Raw genomic sequence first — 14037 nt, 5'->3', positions numbered from 1 at the left:
TCTCCTAACTAACTGTTTTCCCTAATAACACCATTATAGTATATAATGAATTTTAAAAATAAGTTTGTAATTGTGAGGTTTTTCCATGGATTTTGTGGCAATGGATTTTGAAACGGCCAATAATCAAGCTGATAGTGCTTGTTCTTTAGCGCTAGCTTTAATTGAAAACAATCAAATTATCGATACTTTTTATACATTGATCAATCCCCAGGCACCCTTTAATCGGCGTAATATTGCGATTCATCACATTCGCCCGCAGGATGTCCAAACAGCACCGACCTTTGAGCAAGTATGGTCGCACATTAAAGTATTATTTAATCAGCAGCATTTAATCACGGCGCATAATGCTGCCTTTGATACCCGCGTTTTAAAAAACTGCTTACAAAAGTATCAAATCACTTCGCCATGTTATCACGTGATTGATACCCTCAAAACTTCTCGTAAATTTTTTCCCGATTTACCAAATCATCGTTTAAATACCGTTTGTGAAGCCTTAGGAATTGATTTAGAACATCACCATCATGCCTTAGATGATACATTAGCTTGTGCTGAGATTTTATTACAAACACAAGCACAATTTGGAGCCGACGCATTACAAGATTTAATTCAATTAAAAGATTAATAAAAAATCTCTGTCAAATATTTTTATTCAACAGAGATTTTTTAGTTAATTAATTGTCGCAAGTTTTTGTACTAACGTTTGATAACGCGTACCTTGTGGTTGAAATTGCAATTTTCTGGTTACTTCATCCATCCGTTCAATATTAATTCGCAAATAATTCGGTGGCAATTGCTCTTTGATGAACTGTGACCATTCTACAATCACGATCCCCGCCCCATCAAAGTACTCCTGCAAACCTAAATCATCAGCCGAGGAATTTTCTAAGCGGTACATATCCATATGATACAACGGATATCTAGCTTGCGGATACTCGCGAATCAACGTAAAAGTCGGACTTTTAACTGGACGCTTAATCCCTAGCCCTTGGGCAATTCCTTGTGTAAAAGTCGTTTTGCCAGCTCCCAGATCGCCATCTAAGAGCAATAAATCACCAGGCAATAAAAGTTGTGCTAATTGACAACCATACTGGATCGTTTCGGATGCACTATAAGTTATTTTTTCCATTATTTGATTATAATGCTTGGGCGGCCGTAATGATAGCTAATTTATATACGTCTTCAACATTGGCTCCCCGAGATAAGTCAGAAATCGGTTTATTTAAACCTTGCAAAATTGGTCCAATAGCTTCAAAGCCACCAAACCGTTGGGCAATTTTGTAACCAATGTTACCTGATTGTAGTTCTGGAAAGACAAAGACGTTTGCTTGACCAGCAACTTTAGAACCAGGAGCTTTTTGCGCAGCAACTGAAGGCACAATAGCTGCATCTAACTGCAATTCACCATCAATAGGAACATCGGGTGCTTGTGCTTGAGCCAATTTAGTTGCTTGAGCAACCTTAGTTACTTCATCACTCTTCGCTGAACCTTTAGTTGAAAAACTCAATAACGCAACTTTAGGATCAATATCAAATAATTTGGCAGTTTTAGCTGAAGTAACCGCAATTTCGGCTAACTCTTCTGCACTTGGATTGATGTTAATTGCACAGTCAGCAAACAAATAACGTTGTTGCTCTTTTTGAACAATAAAGGCCCCACTAGTCCGCGTTAAACCTGGTTTAACTTTGATAATTTGCAAAGCTGGGCGCACTGTATCACCAGTTGGATGAATTGCTCCAGAGACCATGCCATCTACTTGATCTAAGTAAACTAACATAGTACCAAAATAATTAGGATCGCGTAACATTTGTTGTGCTTGTTCAGCAGTATTCTTACCTTTACGCCGATCGACAAAAGCTGTGACCATTTCATCAAATTGGTCATAATCTTTCGGATTTAAAATCTTAATTCCTGAAATATCTAAAGCTAATTCGTTCGCCTTAGCTTGAACTTGAGTAGGATCACCTAAAAAAACCGGTTCTAATAATTGATCTTGTCGTAATTGCACAGCAGCTTTTAAAATTCGTTCATCAGTAGCTTCTGGAAAAACAATCTTCTTATTTTGACCACTAATCTTTTGCTTCAACGATTCAAATAATTCCATGATTCAATCCTCCTAATTTTCTGTGACTGTTTGTGGTAATTGCCAATTAATTGGCGTTTTACCATACTTTTTTAAAGCTTCATTGGTTCTAGAAAATGGTCGCGAGCCAAAAAAACCATAATTAGCGGAAAAAGGGCTGGGATGAGTTGAACTAATAATGGTATTTTTATTAGTATCAATTAAGTTCATCTTTGATTTAGCAGCCTTTCCCCATAAAATAAAGACGACACCACCTTTTTGCGAGAGCGCTTTTATTGCCTGGTCAGTTAATTGTTCCCATCCCTTACCTTGATGGGAATAAGCCTGGCCACGGCGAACCGTTAAAACAGAATTCAACAACAAAACGCCCTGATCAGCCCATGATTTTAAATAACCATGTTGCACTGGTGGATAACCTAAATCAGCTTGCAATTCTTTATAAATATTTTGTAAAGATGGCGGTACTTTGTTTCCCGGCAAAACTGAAAAACTCAGTCCGTGAGCTTGATTTGGCTCATGATAGGGATCTTGACCTAAAATAACCACTTTAGTTTGTTTAAATGAGGTCCAATCAAAAGCTTGAAAAATATTATACATATCTGGATACACAGTTTGCTCTTGATACTCACGTTTTAAAAATTGGTGTAAGCGTCGATAGTAATCTTTTTCAAACTCCGGTTCTAGAATTTGTTGCCAATCATTTTTTATTAATTGCTTCAACTTCACACCACCTATTATGGTAAAATTTGATTATTGATATAGGAGGAACTTATGACAATTAAACTAATTGCTTCAGATATGGATGGAACGTTATTAAATAGTGAATCAATTGTATCTAAAGAAAATATTACCGCAATTCAAGCTGCAAACCAAGCAGGAATTCAATTTGTTGTCGCCACTGGTCGTGGTTTAAGTGAAGCGGCTCCGTTGGTCAGCAATTTAACGGTCAAACCGGACTTTATCACTTTAAATGGAGCCTTAGTTTATAATCAAGACCGTGAACCTGTCGTCAAAATTCCCATTGATCGTTCTAATTTAAAACAATATTTAACGCATATTAAAACTAGTAAACTCTATTTTGAAATCATTACCGATCAAGGAATTTATTCCAATAGTCGCATTCAGCGTATTCAACATACGGCTAATTTATTGGTCAAATTAAACCCCAATCTCTTATATAAAATGGCCGTAGCACGTGCTACTTCACGGGCCGAATTAATGAACATCAATTATGTGAAAAGTTTTGACGCACTTTTGCATGATCCTCAAATCAATGTGATGAAACTGTTAGTCTTTAGTGACCGTCATCCGCAAAAATTGCAACAATTAAGAGCACAATTACAACAAAATTCCGAAATTGTCATTACTTCCTCATCACCCAATAATATTGAAATCAATAATGTTAAGGCCCAAAAAGGCCGCGCACTAACCACTTTTGCTCATAAGCTAGGTTTACAGATGAGTGAGGTCATGGCGATTGGTGACAATTTAAATGACGAATCAATGATCCAGGCGGCAGGAATTGGTGTCGCCATGGCCAATGCAATTGCGCCAATTAAGAAACTAGCACAATACCAAACCAGCAGTAATAGTCAAAATGGCGTTGCGCAAGCTATTTACCATGCGATTGCTTTAAATAAACAGCAAGCAGCCAATTTAAAATGATTTATTATCTCCAATTTAATGCCGCTAATTTACCAGGAGTCATTCAAGTTACTAATCAACAACAAGAGCTGTGCTACTATCTTATTCGCACAGCTCCCCGTTGGAAAATTAATTATGAACTATTAACACCGCGCCAAACTAAGTTGGGTGATATCATTCAAACTAGCACGCATCCATGGGCTAATTACCAAATTAAATTAGCCGATATTTTAATCACTAAATTAATTCATATCACTAATCATCGCCGCCAGTTAATGATTGCTCCTAGTTTACATTGGTTAGTTTCTGGTAATTTATTAACCAATAATTACTTGGTCCATGATTTTCACCATCATTTAATCATGTCTGTTGATAACATTTATTTAAAAAATGGTCATGAAGGCTACCTACTCCAAATCAGTCCTCAAGTAGATGCGCAAATTGGACTTTTATTAGCTGCTGTTTTAAACCAAACCAGCCGATTATCCAAAAATCAACGTTCAATCAAAAATTGGCCACTGCATCGGTTGCAGACTAATCTGTCACATGCTTATGATCTTGAGCGTAGAGATTAGCTATTTCAATAATTGTCTGAGCTAATTGGGCCATGGCCTCTACTGTTACAAATTCATACGGGCCATGAAAATTTTCGCCACCATTAAACAAATTGGGCGTCGGCATACCTAAATAGGTAATCTTAGAACCGTCTGTCCCACCACGAAAAGGTTTCACATGTGGATCTATTTGTAAATTCTTTAAAGCCCCTTTCGCCAAGGTCACTGGATAACGATCTTGGTTAATAATGTCTGCCATATTGTAATATTGATCCGTCAGTGTTAACTGAATCCGCGGTTGAGCAAATTGAGCATTTAATTGGGCGACAATATTTTGCAGATCTTGTTTGCGCTGTTCAAAAGCACTTCGCGAAAAATCACGAATAATATAAACCAAATGCGCATGGGAAACGTCACCCTGAAATTGATTTAATAAATAAAAGCCATCATAGCCTCGAACTAATTCTGGCCGTTCTTTTTGGGGCAATCGTTGATCAATTTGTTCAGCCAAACTAATCGCATTAACCATTTGACCATAGGCTTGTCCAGGATGAACACTAACTCCGGAAATATCAATTACGGCTTGTGCAGCATTAAATGTCTCATATTCAATATCTCCGACTAAACCATTGTCCAACGTATAGGCGAAATCAGCCGCAAAATCCGGTACATCAAAGCGATCTGCACCGCGCCCAATTTCTTCATCTGGACCAAAAGCCACTTTAATCGGTCCGTGTAACAACTGAGGATTGTTAACCAAATAGCGCAAAGCCGCGATTAATCCCGCAATCCCGCCTTTATCATCAACTCCCAAGAGCGTCGTTCCATCGGCAGTAATCAAAGTTTGACCGATATAATTCTGTAAATTAGGAAACTGCTGTGGATCTAACTTTAACCCGTTAGCCCACTCAATTACTTGCCCTTGATAATTAGCATGAACCTGTGGTTGCACATGAGCTCCAGAATAGTCAGCCGCAGTATCCAAGTGTGCAATAAAACCAATAGCGGGCATGGCCAGCGTATTTCCTGGTAATAAAGCTGTCACAAAACTATTTTGCGGATTTAATTTAACTTCGTGCAAACCTAAATCCTGCAGTTGCTGCATTAATAAGTGTGCTAACTGCGTTTGACCGGCAGTGGTCGGCACTTGATCTAAGGCTTGCGAAGCATCAGATTGCGTATTTATTTTTACATAAGTTAAGAAATCATCTAGTAATTGTTGTTGATTAATTGCGTACTTCATTCACTAATCCTTCTTTGAACTGAAATAAGTGGTCTTAAAGTCATAAGGAACACCAGAACCATTGTAAACTAAACCTTTAACTTTGGTATTCAACAATTGCGCTTTGACACCTTGATATAACGGCACTGTTCCTTGTAATTTCATTAAACGCTTTTCAGCTTTGACTTGATATTGCCAACGTTGGGCTTTATTTTGAGAAAGCTTGTTTTCCGACAAATCCAAATCATGATCAAACTGAGCATCATGGAATTTAGAAGTATTATAAGATGAATCACTTTCCCAAATATCCAAAAAGTTAATAGGATCCGAAAATACTGATTGCCAACTAGTAATCACTAAATCATAGTCACCTTGATGTTCCCGAGCTAAACGCTGCACCTTGGGCAAAGTCTTCAATGTGATTTTGACATGGGGTAACTTATTTAATGAGCCTTGAATAAATTCACCCGTTTGCTTGGAAGTAGTCGTATCATCAATTAGTAAACTTAAGTTCAATTGCTTGGTATTAGTTTGCTTCAATCCTTGACGCAATAAACTTTTAGCTTGTTTTAAGTTAGAGCTCGTCGAATTAGGAACTTGACTAACTTGTGCAAAATCTTTGTTTTGATAAGATCCTAATCCTTGTGGTACAAAACCTTTGGGCGCTAAAGAACCATCTTCTAAAACACCTTTAACCAATTGATGCCGATTAATTGCTAAAGAAAAGGCCCGCCGTACTTTTTGATTCTTAAAGGCTGGTACTTTGTTTTGATTCAAATTCATATCAGTCATATTAGACGATTTGCGCACTAAGAAATCTTTTTGGCCTTTTAAGTTAGGAACTTGCGTGCCTGAAAGAATTGTTTCATCCACTTTATTGGATTGATACAAATTTAACCCGGTTTGCGGATCCTTAACGACATCCTCCTTAACTTGTTGTAGACGGACATGTTTTTTATCCCAATAATGCGGATTTTTAACTAAACGCCAATTATCACTACTGCCATTCCAACCTTTTAAGATAAATGGTCCGTCCGCAACCGTTTTAGCAGAAGTGGTACCGTAATCTTTCCCCCAACGATTAACTGCTGCTTGGTTTTGAGGGAAGAACAACGGCCACGCTAACAATTTCTTAAAGTATGGTACCGGCTGAGTTAATTTCACCTGTAATTTATGCTTACTTAAAGCCTGTATTCCCAATTTATCAACTGGTAGTTTATTGGCATTAATCTGCTTCGCGTTTTGTACTTGATTTAAATAAAACGCATCACTGGAACCCGTTTTGGGATCTACCGTCCGCCGCCACGAAGTCACAAAATCTTGAGCGGTAACGGGCGTATTATCGGACCACTTGACATTTGGTCGAAGATTAAACGTATAGGTTAATCCGTCAGCTGAAACTTTGGTTTTAGTAGCCAAAGCTGGTTGCGCCTTGCCATGAGCATCCAAACGATACAAACCTTCTTGCGTATTCAACAAAACGTCAAAGCTTAAGGTGTCAGAAGCTTGCGAAATATCTGCAGTAGCCAATTCAGAACTTTCTGTCCAATTCAACGTATTTTTGGTTTTAGCTTGCGCTATCTGTAAATTAGCCTGTGTTCCTAAAGCCAAAGTACAGAGCAAGATTCCCCAAAAACTTTTCCATTGATGAGTCATTAATTTTTCCTCCAAACTAAAAAACTGCAAGTCAATTATTGACTTGCAGGACGACAAAGACGTGGTACCACCTGGTTTTCGATCTTAAAAATAAAACCGCTTATGAATAACAATAACCTTGGTCTGTACACAACCTCGAAACGATTAGGTTATTATTCTTCATTATGTGCTAATGGCCATCACCATAATTACCTTATTCCTTGAACTCGGCAATTAATCTTAATCAAAGACCATATTCAACTAGATTACCTAACATTTCACACCTACCAATGTCTCTCTGTAAGAATAATCTAATTTACTCATCTTTTAGATTAAAAAATATTAACATATAGTGAAATTATAAATCCTAAAAATTAAATGTCAAGTACCCAATTCCAAAAAAATAGAGTTTGGACCAACAAGTAGGTTTTCTCCAAAACTTTACCAAGCTGGTGTCTGCCTCTTATTGTTGTTAGAAGTTCTGGCTAGAAAAAATTCCCATCTTCCTCTCAGAGGTTATTCGTTTTTTCTAATTGACCGAAACTTTCGTCCAAACTCTATTTTAAATTGAATTCTTTAAAAATCCATTCCTCCTGATTTTTTTATTTATATCATGATATAAATATAATATACAAAAGAATAAATGATAAAAAAAGAAACAATTTACCCTAAACGCCTTACTTTGATACATTTAGATCACATTGCTTCATTAATGGCTTGACATGTTAACAGATAGCCGACCACATCTAACCTTTTTAACACCATAGTTACTTCAATTTGAAAATCTGTTTCCAACCAGCTATTTAATTGGTGAAAAATTGCGCTAGTTATTAACTCTAATTCATCCCAATTATTTTGTAAAACTTCCAAAATAGCTAAATTATCCGTCGAATACGTATTTAAAAAATTTAAAATTTCATGATAAAACCAATTTAATAAATTTTGCTGGCACAGCACCCGATAAATTAAACGACAACTTGTTTGATGATTATTTAAATAAAATACGCAGTAACTCACCAGTTGATGCCAATCACTAAAAGTTCGCTGCTGCAATTTTGCCAAGTGCTCTTGAATCAGTGATTGGTAAATAGAAGCAGTTCCATTCGGAAAATAACGATAAAAAGTACTGCGACTAATCGACAAATTATTAGTTAAGTCACTAACGGTCAAAACATTAGTCGCTTTTGCTTTGAGCAATTCTTCCAAATGCTGGATTAAATAATGAATGGTTACTGCACGTTTCATCATTAACTCCTCGAATAAATTTATTTATATATCATCTTTTATCGTAAAACATTTTTTAAATTGCGCCGCATTTCTCGATCTTGATCACGGCGTTTAATAGTTTCTCGTTTATCGTATTGTTTTTTACCTTCAGCCACACCAATTAAAACTTTAGCGAAACCGTGTTTGAGATACATTTTTAGTGGAACTACTGTAATTCCCTTTTTAGACAATTCACCACTAATTTTTTTAATTTCTTTTTTGTGTAGTAATAATTTACGATCGCGTAAGGGATCATGATTAAACTGGTTACCTTGGTCATAAGTACTGATATGAACATTAGCTAACCACAATTCTCCTCGTCGAAATTGCACAAATCCATCCCGTAAATTAACCCGACTAGCGCGCACTGACTTAATTTCGGTACCTGTTAGAGCAATCCCAGCTTCATACGTGGATAAAATATTATAATCATGACGCGCTTTTTTGTTGTTAGCAACTTCATTCGCTGCTTTTTGATGATGCTTCTTCATAACTATCAATCCCCCTAATGACGGGACTTTTGATTATTTCGTTCGTATTTGCCCGAGCGCTGTTTAGTATTTTTTTGAGAACGTCGTCCTGAATTTTTATGCCGTTGCAAGAATTTTTGATGTTCCTGTTCACGGCGTTTTTTTTCTGCATCGGCCCGTTCTTGTTCCTCTGGACTTAGCACTGGCTCAAAGTCCACTTGGCGTTGCTGAGCATCTGCACGAATCAATTTTACCTTGATACTATCACCCATTGTGTACACTTTATGGGTGCGTTTGCCAATCATGGATAAGGCTTTTTCATTATATTCATAATAATCATCTAGCATATTAGAAATATGAATCAAACCTTCTACCGTATTTTCTAAGCTAACAAACATGCCAAAACTGGTAACACCACTAATGACACCTTCAAATTCTTGTCCCACTTTATCAGCCATAAACTCAGCTTTTTTCAAATCATCAACTGCTCGTTCTACATCAATCGATTTTCGCTCACAAGCTGAAGTGTGAACACCAACCTCTGGTAATTGTTCTGCCCATTGGTTTTGAATATCTTCGCTGGTACCCTCGTCAGCATAACTATGAATCATCCGGTGTACCATTAGATCAGGATAACGTCTAATTGGGGACGTAAAATGCGTATAATAAGTGGCCGCTAAGCCAAAGTGGCCTAATGGATCCGGAGAATACTTAGCTTGTTGTAAACTCCGTAATAACATCGTGGTAATTACTGCTTCTTGGGGTTTACCAGCTACTTTTTCTAAAACGGTTTGAAACATCTTGGGGGTAACATGCTTAGCATCACCCGGAACTGATAAACCAAACGAACTAGCAATTTCAAAGAAATTCTTTACCTTTTCCGGATCCGGTTGTTCATGCACCCGATACAAAAACGGAACGTGTAACTTATTAAAATGTTCTGCAACTGTTTCGTTGGCTGCCAGCATAAAGGATTCAATCATTTTTTCCGCTGTACCACGTTCCAGTAGTTTAATATCTGTAGGATGTCCCTGATCATCAACGATGATTTTGGCTTCTGTTTCTTCAAAATCAATTGCCCCACGCTGATGTCGCATAGCAAATAAAATCTCATGTAATTGCGCCATTTCTTCCAGCATTGGTACCAAATCGGCATATTGGGCGCGGATTTGAGCATCCCCATTTAAAATTTTATTCACATTATTGTACGTCAAACGCGCATGTGAGCGAATAACACTAGGATAAATTTTATGATTGATAATTTCTCCCTGCGGATTAATCTCCATGTCACAGGTCAAAACACAACGATCTTCACCCGGATTTAAAGAGCAAATACCATTCGACAAACGAAATGGCAGCATTGGAATAACCCGATCGACGAGATACGTACTTGTCCCACGTTCGTAAGCTTCTTGATCTAAAGGACTGCCGGGCTTAACATAATGGGTTACATCAGCAATGTGTACTCCTAAATGAAAATTGCCATTTTCCAATTTCCATAAAGTGACGGCATCGTCAAAGTCTTTCGAATCATCGCCATCAATCGTTACAGTTACTTGTTCAGTATTATCTACTCGACCTTGCCAATCCGCTTCGGTTAAGTGATCTGGGACTTGTTGAGCAGCTGCCAAAACTGCTTCTGGAAATTCATCTTTCACATCATTTTGATAAACAATGGACAATTCATCGACACCGGGAGCATTTTTATTACCCAAAGTTTTCAGTGCAATGCCTGCCATACTGCGTGGAAAGTCGGCACTTGGATAATTAGTAATCTCTACTTGCACCATGTCACCCATTTGAGGCGTGATTCCCGTTTGTTTGATGAAAACCGGATTATTGGCCATCTTTTTTTCATGACTCTTGACATAACCAACTAACCCGGTCTTTTTAACTTGCACATCGCTATAAGGCATAAATTCACCAACGATTTGTTTCAGGCCGTGGTCTAAAATCTGAGTAATCTTGCCTTCAGCCCCATTATCTCCCCAAGGATTAGCAGGTTTTAAAATCTGGACTTCAACTTCGTCATCATTGATCGCATTCAAGGTATTGGTTCGCGCAATAAAGATATCTGGTTCTTCATCGTCATACCGAACAAAACCAAAGCCGCGGTCATTAGCCCGAAAAGTCCCACTAACTTTTTGATCAATGGGTGTCATCTTAAATTGGTTACGATCATGAGCAGTGATCTTATCTTCACCCTCTAACACAGCTAACGCTTTTAAAACGTGATTATAAGATTCAGAACCGTGTAATCTCAATAAATCTACTATATCTTGAGCAGTATATTTGCGATCCGGATAATTGCGAAACACTTCTAAAACATCTGAAATTAATTTATTTTTTTCTAAAGCCATTCAATTTTTACTCCTAATTTACCAATAAAAAGTTTTCTAAATCTTGTTCTAACTGGGGCCGTGCTTGGTTCACTGTAATGACATGGCCGGCGTTTTGATAAAAGTGCGTCACTACTTGTTTTGGTGACAAAACAGCTGCTAAACGTTGGGCTGACTGAATATCAACCATTTGGTCCTTTTGACCATGACCAATAAATAAAGGCTGCTTAATTTTGTCTAATTGTTGGCGAACTGTCAAAGCAGTTTGCTTAATTCCTGCCAACGCCTGCGGTAGTAATTGTTCCACTTGACGTTTTCGTATGGCTCTTTGGCCAACGCTTAATTCTTGTTGTTGTTCTAAATAGGTTTCATATTGATAAAATCCAGCTGAGACATTAGTTAAATCATCATTAAAAATCGGACAACCTAACACTGCACCACTTTTTAAATCTGGCATCGTTGCTAAAGCCTTTAAAGCAAACAAACTACCTAACGATAACCCAACAATACTAATAGGACCTCGCTTTGTTTGACGGACAAAATCAATGGCAGCTTTAGTATCCGCCCACCAAGCTGCTGGATTACCTTGTTGTAAAATATCGACCGCATTTAAAGTTCCATGACCTGTAAATAGCGGTAAATAAGAACTGATATTTTGTTTGGCTAAAACCCGAGTCAATGACAAAAAATCATTGGGACTACCTGTATATGAATGTAAAAAAATAACCGTTCGTTCACCTTGATCAACAAACAACGTTTTGGGAGGAACTCGCTTCATCTTTACACCTCGCAAACTCAATAAAAAAATCCCACTGTAAAAACAGGAGGATTTAAGTTTATTTTGATGACATAAAAGCCAATGCAAGCGCACAAACAAAGAAAATAATTGCTAAGATTGTCGTAACTTTTTCCATAAATGCTTCAAAGCCACGTTTCTTCTGCGTGTTAAACAAATCACCTGCTCCGCCAGATAAAGCATTCAACGCGTCTTGCTGTTTTTGTGGTTGCATCATAACGGCAATAACAATCAAAATAGAATCAATAACTAAAATATTTGTTAGTAAACTGTACACGTTTATAACCTCCGTTATGGCACTACTGATAGCATAACATAAAGATTTAGCATTTACTAGTTGCAACCTAACTAGCCTAATTCATTCGTCAATTATTTTTAAATAATTACCAAATAAAAAAGCAAATACCTATCCAATGATTAATTGGAAACAAGCATTTGCTTTGGCATAATCAACTTTTAGTCAATTTCTTCCAGATTCTCAAAAAATCTTTTTCATTACTGTCCCTTACATAATTGATTGGTTGTTATCCGTCAAATTATCAGTAATTAATATGGTTGATTTTTAAGCTAATTTGCTTTTAATAATTGCACACTTGCTGCAATATCTTGACTTTGAGCAATCATTGAAATAACAGAGCTACCTGCCACTCCAGTTTGAGCTACTTCCCGTACATTATCTGCAGCAATGCCGCCAATGGCGACAATCGGTCGTTGCGCCAGTTGATTCAATTGAATTAAGCCTTTTATTCCGATCACGGGTGAAGCATCAGCCTTGGAGTTCGTAGCAAATACTGGACCACAGCCGTAGTAATCAATTCCCTGAATTTGATTAGCCGATGTTATTTCTTGTTCATTCGAACAAGATAGTCCCACAATCATCTGACCACCAACTTCCTTGATAACCTGTTGAATTCTTTCATCACTTTGACCGACATGAATACCGTCAGCTTGAACTTCTTGTGCCAATTCAACATCATCGTCAACGATGAAGGGAACTTGATATTGACTACATAGTTGACGCAATTGTTGAGCCATTAACAAACGTTGTTGCTTATCACTAATAGCTTGCGGACCTTTATCGCGAAATTGATATGCAGTAATGCCAGATTTTAAAGCTTGTTCGACTACTTCAGGTAAAGTTTTAGTAGGCAAAAGATCTTGCGTTCCACAAATAAAATATGCTTTTAAAATACTTGCTTGAAAATTAGTCATCTTGTTTTTCCTCCTGATACGCCCAGTGATTCAGCGGACCATGTCCATGACCGACTTGAATAGTATTCTTAATTGCAGCTTGCGTAAAGTCTTTAGCAATTTTTGCTGCTTGTTTAAGCGGTCTTTGTTTTGCTAACTCGGCACATAAACATGATGATAAAGTATCACCGGTTCCGTGAGTTCGCTTGGTTGCAATACGGGGGGCACTTAACCACAAATCCGTTCCATCTTGAAATAACCAATAATCCCGCACTGCATCACCTTGAGCATGACCACCTTTAATCAGCACATTTTGGGTGCCCATAGCCTGAATTTCTAAAGCGGCTTGTTGAAAATCAGCTGAAGTTTTGATTTCATGTCCAACTAGCCGTTGCGCTTCCAGTAAATTAGGTGTAACTACTGTTGCTAACGGTAATAACTGTTGCTTAACAACCTCAATCGCATCATCAGTCAATAAGGCAGCTCCACCTTTAGCAATCATGACCGGATCAACAATCAACGGTCCAAAATCATATTTTTTTAAATTATTCACAACATATTCTACATGGTTAGCGTCACCTAACATCCCTGTTTTACAAGCACGAATTTGAAAATCCGCGGCCAACGAAGCAAACTGGGCATTGACCATTTCTTCAGGCAACATAAACGATTGTTGTACGCCTAAAGTATTTTGAGCTGTGACAGCCACTACGACACCTGTGGCAAAAACATGGCATGCTTGCATCGTTTTAAAATCAGCCATCATCCCAGCACCACCACCAGAATCTGTTCCAGCAATCGTTAATGTTTGTGGAAAAGAATTAATTTTTTCAATCATA

15 protein-coding genes and 1 other annotated feature are annotated in these 14037 nt (G+C 37.6%); of the genes, 3 read left to right on the top strand and 12 right to left on the bottom strand.

From position 1 onward, the window contains the following. Nucleotides 1-85: 85 nt before the first annotated feature. Nucleotides 86-622, top strand: a complete 537-nt coding sequence (locus AC3B5S_RS06785) for a 3'-5' exonuclease (protein ID WP_489790266.1) — start codon at nucleotides 86-88, stop codon at nucleotides 620-622. Nucleotides 623-667: 45 nt separating this feature from the next. Here the strand turns inward: AC3B5S_RS06785 and tsaE are convergent, their stop codons facing one another. The 3 genes from tsaE to AC3B5S_RS06770 are packed head-to-tail and all read right to left on the bottom strand — an operon-like array spanning nucleotide 668 to nucleotide 2801. Further along, a complete protein-coding gene (tsaE, locus tag AC3B5S_RS06780; RefSeq protein ID WP_489790265.1) occupies nucleotides 668-1126 on the bottom strand; it encodes a tRNA (adenosine(37)-N6)-threonylcarbamoyltransferase complex ATPase subunit type 1 TsaE in 459 nt (152 codons plus the stop codon). 7 nt (nucleotides 1127-1133) lie between these two features. Continuing rightward, nucleotides 1134-2102, bottom strand: coding sequence for a phosphate acetyltransferase (pta, locus tag AC3B5S_RS06775; RefSeq protein WP_489790264.1), 969 nt, complete (start codon nucleotides 2100-2102; stop codon nucleotides 1134-1136). A 12-nt stretch (nucleotides 2103-2114) separates the two neighbouring features. Next, nucleotides 2115-2801: a uracil-DNA glycosylase gene (locus AC3B5S_RS06770; protein WP_489790263.1), complete on the bottom strand. Its 687-nt coding sequence runs from the start codon at nucleotides 2799-2801 to the stop codon at nucleotides 2115-2117. A gap of 51 nt (nucleotides 2802-2852) precedes the next feature. Between AC3B5S_RS06770 and AC3B5S_RS06765 the strand changes: the two genes are divergently transcribed. Both AC3B5S_RS06765 and AC3B5S_RS06760 read left to right on the top strand, forming a co-directional pair. Then, nucleotides 2853-3746 carry a Cof-type HAD-IIB family hydrolase gene (locus AC3B5S_RS06765; protein ID WP_489790262.1) on the top strand — a complete coding sequence of 298 codons (894 nt, stop codon included), beginning with the start codon at nucleotides 2853-2855 and terminating at the stop codon, nucleotides 3744-3746. Beyond that, nucleotides 3743-4300 (top strand): hypothetical protein, encoded by a 558-nt coding sequence (locus AC3B5S_RS06760; protein WP_489758300.1) that lies wholly within the window; start codon nucleotides 3743-3745, stop codon nucleotides 4298-4300. The genes AC3B5S_RS06765 and AC3B5S_RS06760 overlap by 4 nt, the downstream gene beginning before the upstream one ends. Here AC3B5S_RS06760 and pepT read toward each other — a convergent pair. The 9 genes from pepT to thiD all read right to left on the bottom strand — a co-directional run bounded on the left by pepT (nucleotide 4260) and on the right by thiD (nucleotide 14036). After that, nucleotides 4260-5522 (bottom strand): peptidase T, encoded by a 1263-nt coding sequence (gene pepT, locus AC3B5S_RS06755; RefSeq protein WP_489790261.1) that lies wholly within the window; start codon nucleotides 5520-5522, stop codon nucleotides 4260-4262. The two genes, AC3B5S_RS06760 and pepT, sit on opposite strands and share 41 nt — an antisense overlap. A gap of 3 nt (nucleotides 5523-5525) precedes the next feature. Then, on the bottom strand, nucleotides 5526-7157 hold the full coding sequence (locus AC3B5S_RS06750) for a peptide ABC transporter substrate-binding protein (protein WP_489790260.1): 1632 nt from the start codon (nucleotides 7155-7157) through the stop codon (nucleotides 5526-5528). 43 nt (nucleotides 7158-7200) lie between these two features. Beyond that, nucleotides 7201-7477 (bottom strand) — a binding site (T-box leader). A 355-nt stretch (nucleotides 7478-7832) separates the two neighbouring features. Continuing rightward, complete coding sequence (locus tag AC3B5S_RS06745) at nucleotides 7833-8381, bottom strand: TetR/AcrR family transcriptional regulator (RefSeq protein WP_489758297.1); 549 nt, start codon at nucleotides 8379-8381, stop codon at nucleotides 7833-7835. A gap of 38 nt (nucleotides 8382-8419) precedes the next feature. Next, on the bottom strand, nucleotides 8420-8893 hold the full coding sequence (gene smpB / locus AC3B5S_RS06740; RefSeq protein WP_489758296.1) for an SsrA-binding protein SmpB: 474 nt from the start codon (nucleotides 8891-8893) through the stop codon (nucleotides 8420-8422). A 14-nt stretch (nucleotides 8894-8907) separates the two neighbouring features. After that, nucleotides 8908-11232: a ribonuclease R gene (gene rnr, locus AC3B5S_RS06735; RefSeq protein WP_489758295.1), complete on the bottom strand. Its 2325-nt coding sequence runs from the start codon at nucleotides 11230-11232 to the stop codon at nucleotides 8908-8910. Nucleotides 11233-11245: 13 nt separating this feature from the next. Then, nucleotides 11246-11989 (bottom strand): alpha/beta hydrolase, encoded by a 744-nt coding sequence (locus AC3B5S_RS06730; protein ID WP_489790259.1) that lies wholly within the window; start codon nucleotides 11987-11989, stop codon nucleotides 11246-11248. A gap of 58 nt (nucleotides 11990-12047) precedes the next feature. After that, nucleotides 12048-12284: a preprotein translocase subunit SecG gene (gene secG, locus AC3B5S_RS06725; RefSeq protein ID WP_489758293.1), complete on the bottom strand. Its 237-nt coding sequence runs from the start codon at nucleotides 12282-12284 to the stop codon at nucleotides 12048-12050. Nucleotides 12285-12574: 290 nt separating this feature from the next. Beyond that, on the bottom strand, nucleotides 12575-13219 hold the full coding sequence (gene thiE, locus AC3B5S_RS06720) for a thiamine phosphate synthase (RefSeq protein ID WP_489790258.1): 645 nt from the start codon (nucleotides 13217-13219) through the stop codon (nucleotides 12575-12577). Further along, nucleotides 13212-14036, bottom strand: a complete 825-nt coding sequence (thiD, locus tag AC3B5S_RS06715) for a bifunctional hydroxymethylpyrimidine kinase/phosphomethylpyrimidine kinase (RefSeq protein ID WP_489790257.1) — start codon at nucleotides 14034-14036, stop codon at nucleotides 13212-13214. The genes thiE and thiD overlap by 8 nt, the downstream gene beginning before the upstream one ends. Nucleotide 14037: the final 1 nt, after the last annotated feature.

This window comes from Bombilactobacillus sp. ESL1094 (assembly GCF_058107425.1).
This window is presented reverse-complemented; position numbering and strand designations above follow the sequence as displayed.